Consider the following 4190-nt stretch of genomic DNA (forward strand, 5'->3'; position numbering starts at 1 on the left):
AGCAGGCCGGTGCGAGAGAGCACGCGGGCGAGGTGCCGGCGATCGGGCGTACCGGCCGGCCGCGCATCGGTGAAGCCCTGTGCGCCGAGCGCGATGCGCCTGGCCATGGCCAGCGAGATCTTTTCCTTCATCGAGCTGCTCTCGCCCTGATCAGTTCTGCCGGATTTTTAGCCGGTGATTCCGGCCATGCTAGCAGGCAAATGGCGGGAGATATGTCAGGAGAGAAAAGTGGAGTAAAAAGTGAAAGAAATCAAACAGGAGCGGATCGGACCAGTTTCTTCCGATATGGCGTCCAGGGCGGGATTTTGAACAAGGTTTGACTTGCGTCGCCGAAACCGCTGCGCTAACCCTCGCCGCGTCGCAGCATAGGGCCCTTAAAACGGTTCAGCGGGTTAAACTGTCACGCTTCCGCATTAGAGTCCGTTGCTGTAATCAAAGTGAATTGGCCGCCAACGGAAAGCCGCCGCATGAGCGCACTCCTAAGTTCGTATCTGCCCATCGTCCTCTTCATCGCAGTAGCGATGGTCGTTGGTCTCGCGCTTATCATCGCGCCGTTCCTGGTGGCCTACCGCAATCCCGACCCGGAAAAGCTTTCCGCCTATGAATGCGGGTTCAATTCGTTCGACGACGCCCGCATGAAGTTCGACATCCGCTTCTATCTGGTGTCGATCCTGTTCATCATCTTCGATCTCGAGGTCGCCTTCCTGTTCCCATGGGCGGTGTCCTTCTCCAAGCTCGGTATGCTCGGCTTCTGGTCGATGATGGTGTTCCTGGCGGTGCTGACCATCGGCTTTGCCTATGAATGGAAAAAAGGAGCGCTGGAATGGGATTGAACGACAGTTCAGGCACCCTCGTCGCGCCGAAGCCCAAGGGCATCATCGACCCCAACACCGGCAGGCCGGTGGGGGAGGACGATCCCTTCTTCCTCGAAATCAACAATGAGCTGGCCGACAAGGGTTTCCTCGTCACCTCGACTGAAGCGCTGATCACCTGGGCGCGCAGCGGCTCGCTGATGTTCATGACCTTCGGCCTCGCCTGCTGCGCGGTCGAGATGATCCACACCTCGATGCCGCGCTACGACAGCGAGCGGTTCGGCGTCGCGCCGCGCGCGTCTCCGCGCCAGTCCGACATCATGATCGTGGCCGGCACGCTGACCAACAAGATGGCGCCGGCGTTGCGCAAGGTCTACGACCAGATGCCGGAGCCGCGCTACGTCATCTCGATGGGCTCCTGCGCCAATGGCGGCGGCTACTACCACTATTCCTATTCGGTGGTGCGCGGCTGCGACCGCATCGTGCCGGTCGACATCTACGTGCCGGGCTGCCCGCCGAGCGCGGAAGCGCTGCTCTACGGCATTCTTCTGTTGCAGAAGAAGATCCGCCGCACCGGCACGATCGAACGGTGAGCCGATGACCCAGGCGTTGACCGAACTCTCCACCTATCTCGGCGAGAAGCTCTCCGGCCGCATCGGCGAAACCGTGCTCGCCTATGGCGAACTGACCGTCTCCGTCGAACCGGGCAATCTGATCGAGGTGGCGACCTTCCTGCGCGACGACCCGCGCTGCCAGTTCATCTCGATCATCGACATCTCCGGCGCGGACTATCCGTCGCGGGCCAGGCGCTTCGACGTCGTCTACCACCTGTTGTCGCCGAAGCAGAATGTCCGCATCCGGCTCAAGGTCCAGGCCGACGAAGAGACGCTGGTGCCGTCGCTGACCGCCGTCTATCCCGGCGCCGACTGGTATGAGCGCGAGACCTACGACCTTTACGGCGTGCTGTTCTCCGATCATCCGGACCTGCGCCGCATCCTCACCGACTACGGCTTTGATGGGCATCCGCTGCGCAAGGATTTCCCGCTGACCGGCTTCGTCGAGGTGCGCTACGACGACGAGGCCAAGCGGGTCATCTACGAGCCGGTCGAGCTCAAGCAGGAATTCCGCAATTTCGATTTTCTTTCTCCTTGGGAAGGGACGGACTACGTCCTGCCGGGGGATGAAAAAGCGAAACAGTGAGTAGGGAAGTAGTAAGTAGGGAAGGAATTGGGAAAGCGGATCGAATCTTATCGCGACCTGATGGTGTGGCAATCGGCGATGATTCTCGCTGAAGATTGCTATCGCGTCACCAAAGGTTTTCCGAAAGACGAGATCTATGGAATGACCTCCCAGATGCGCCGCTCGGCGGTATCTATCGCCGCTAATATCGCTGAAGGGTATGGTCGTGAGAATAGGGGTTCGTTCGTTCAATTTCTGCGCATGGCGCAGGGTTCGTTGAAAGAGCTAGAGACCCACGTATTGCTGGCATGCCGTGTGGGTATGCTGGAAAGAGACCTTGAGACTGAACTGCTGCTTCGGTGTGAAGAGATTGGGAAAATGATGCGATCTCTGATCAGAACGGTGCAGGCTAAACAGGCGGAATAAGTAGGCGTTGAGCTGATGATCACTACTCACTACTCACTACTGACTCGCCAGAGGCGCCAGAATGGCTGAAACCTCCGTCCGCAACTTCAACATCAACTTCGGTCCGCAACACCCTGCAGCGCATGGCGTTTTGCGCCTGGTGCTGGAGCTGGACGGCGAGGTGGTCGACCGCGTCGATCCGCATATCGGCCTGCTTCATCGCGGCACCGAGAAGCTGATCGAGGCAAAGACCTATCTGCAGGCGGTGCCCTATCTCGACCGGCTCGATTATTGCGCGCCGATGAACCAGGAGCATGCCTTCGCGCTCGCTGCAGAGCGCTTGCTCGGCATCGAGGTGCCGAAGCGTGGGCAGCTGATCCGCGTGCTCTATTCCGAGATGGGCCGCATCATGTCGCACATCCTCAATGTGACGACGCAGGCGATGGACGTCGGCGCGCTGACCCCACCGCTGTGGGGCTTCGTCGAGCGCGAAAAGCTGATGGTATTCTACGAACGCGCCTCCGGCTCGCGCATGCATGCGGCCTATTTCCGGCCGGGCGGCGTGCACCAGGACCTGCCGCAGAAGCTGATCGAGGACATCGGCAAGTGGATCGACCCGTTCCTGAAGTCGATCGACGATCTCGACGCGCTGCTTACGCCTAACCGCATCTTCAAGCAGCGCAATGTCGACATCGGCACGGTGTCGCTGGCCGACGCCTGGGCCTGGGGTTTTTCGGGCGTGATGGTGCGCGGCTCGGGCGCGGCCTGGGACCTGCGCAAGGCGCAGCCCTATGAATGCTATTCCGAGATGGATTTCGACATCCCGATCGGCAAGAACGGCGACTGCTACGATCGCTACCTCGTGCGCATGGAAGAGATGCGCCAGTCGGCGAAGATCATGCGCCAATGCGTCGATCTTTTGCTCGGCAAGGAAGGCACTGGCCCGGTTTCGAACCTCGACGGCAAGGTGGTGCCGCCGAAGCGCGCGGCAATGAAGCGCTCGATGGAAGCGCTCATCCATCACTTCAAACTCTATACCGAGGGCTATCGTGTGCCGGCCGGCGAGGTCTATGCGGCCGTCGAGGCGCCCAAGGGCGAGTTCGGCGTCTATCTGGTCTCGGACGGCACCAACAAGCCTTATCGCTGCAAGCTGCGCGCGCCCGGTTTCGCGCATCTGCAGGCCATGGATTTCCTGTGCCGCGGCCACATGCTGGCCGACGTCACCGCCGTACTTGGCTCCCTCGACATCGTGTTTGGTGAGGTCGATCGCTAAATGTCAGTCCGCCGTCTCGCAGATGCCAGCGTCCAGCCAGCCTCCTTCGCCTTCACCAAGGCGAACGCGGCGGCGGCCAAGCAGTGGATCGCCAAATATCCGAAGGGCCGCGAGCAGTCGGCCATCATCCCGTTGCTGATGATCGCGCAGGAGCAGGAAGGCTGGGTGACCAAGGCGGCGATCGAGACGATCTCCGACATGCTCGGCATGCCGCGCATCCGCGGCCTCGAGGTCGCGACCTTCTACACGCAGTACCAGCTTAATCCGGTCGGCACCCGCGCCCATATTCAGGTCTGCGGCACCACGCCCTGCATGCTGCGCGGCTCGGAAGCGCTGATGGATGTCTGCCGGTCGAAGATCCATCACGACCAGTTCCACACCAATGACAAGGGCACGCTGTCGTGGGAGGAGGTCGAGTGCCTCGGCGCCTGCGTCAACGCGCCGATGGTCATGATCTTCAAGGACACCTTCGAGGACCTGACGCCGGAACGGCTGGCCGAGATCATCGATCTCTATGAAGC

Annotated in this window: 6 protein-coding genes and 1 pseudogene; 6 read left to right on the plus strand and 1 reads right to left on the minus strand. The window is 60.7% G+C overall.

Going from position 1 to position 4190, the window contains the following annotated elements; translation table 11 throughout:
• A pseudogene (locus EOA29_RS44065) lies at positions 1–131 on the minus strand (winged helix-turn-helix domain-containing protein); the annotation flags it as partial.
• 336 nt (positions 132–467) lie between these two features.
• Between EOA29_RS44065 and EOA29_RS27465 the strand changes: the two are divergent.
• From EOA29_RS27465 to nuoE, 6 genes are all read left to right on the plus strand, one after another.
• Positions 468–833: an NADH-quinone oxidoreductase subunit A gene (locus EOA29_RS27465; RefSeq protein ID WP_112127345.1), complete on the plus strand. Its 366-nt coding sequence runs from the start codon at positions 468–470 to the stop codon at positions 831–833.
• Positions 824–1405 (plus strand): NADH-quinone oxidoreductase subunit B, encoded by a 582-nt coding sequence (locus EOA29_RS27470; protein WP_013531090.1) that lies wholly within the window; start codon positions 824–826, stop codon positions 1403–1405. Before EOA29_RS27465 ends, EOA29_RS27470 begins: the two co-directional genes overlap by 10 nt.
• Before the next feature lie 4 nt (positions 1406–1409).
• Positions 1410–2012: an NADH-quinone oxidoreductase subunit C gene (locus EOA29_RS27475; RefSeq protein WP_126093201.1), complete on the plus strand. Its 603-nt coding sequence runs from the start codon at positions 1410–1412 to the stop codon at positions 2010–2012.
• 27 nt (positions 2013–2039) lie between these two features.
• Positions 2040–2417 (plus strand): four helix bundle protein, encoded by a 378-nt coding sequence (locus EOA29_RS27480; RefSeq protein ID WP_126093202.1) that lies wholly within the window; start codon positions 2040–2042, stop codon positions 2415–2417.
• A 61-nt stretch (positions 2418–2478) separates the two neighbouring features.
• Complete coding sequence (locus EOA29_RS27485; protein WP_126093203.1) at positions 2479–3669, plus strand: NADH-quinone oxidoreductase subunit D; 1191 nt, start codon at positions 2479–2481, stop codon at positions 3667–3669.
• Positions 3670–4190, plus strand: a 521-nt coding sequence (gene nuoE, locus EOA29_RS27490) for an NADH-quinone oxidoreductase subunit NuoE (protein ID WP_127221878.1), incomplete at its 3' end; no start/stop codon positions are given. It abuts the gene before it with no gap.

The sequence above is a fragment of the Mesorhizobium sp. M1E.F.Ca.ET.063.01.1.1 genome (assembly GCF_003998155.1).
GTDB lineage: Bacteria > Pseudomonadota > Alphaproteobacteria > Rhizobiales > Rhizobiaceae > Mesorhizobium.

What these genes read in the sequence shown, in the direction of transcription:
- EOA29_RS27485 (WP_126093203.1), top strand. Translation starts at nt 2,479, where the DNA reads ATGGCTGAAACCTCCGTCCGCAACTTCAACATCAACTTCGGTCCGCAA.
- EOA29_RS27475 (WP_126093201.1), top strand. Translation starts at nt 1,410, where the DNA reads ATGACCCAGGCGTTGACCGAACTCTCCACCTATCTCGGCGAGAAGCTC.
- EOA29_RS27465 (WP_112127345.1), top strand. Translation starts at nt 468, where the DNA reads ATGAGCGCACTCCTAAGTTCGTATCTGCCCATCGTCCTCTTCATCGCA.
- EOA29_RS27470 (WP_013531090.1), top strand. Translation starts at nt 824, where the DNA reads ATGGGATTGAACGACAGTTCAGGCACCCTCGTCGCGCCGAAGCCCAAG.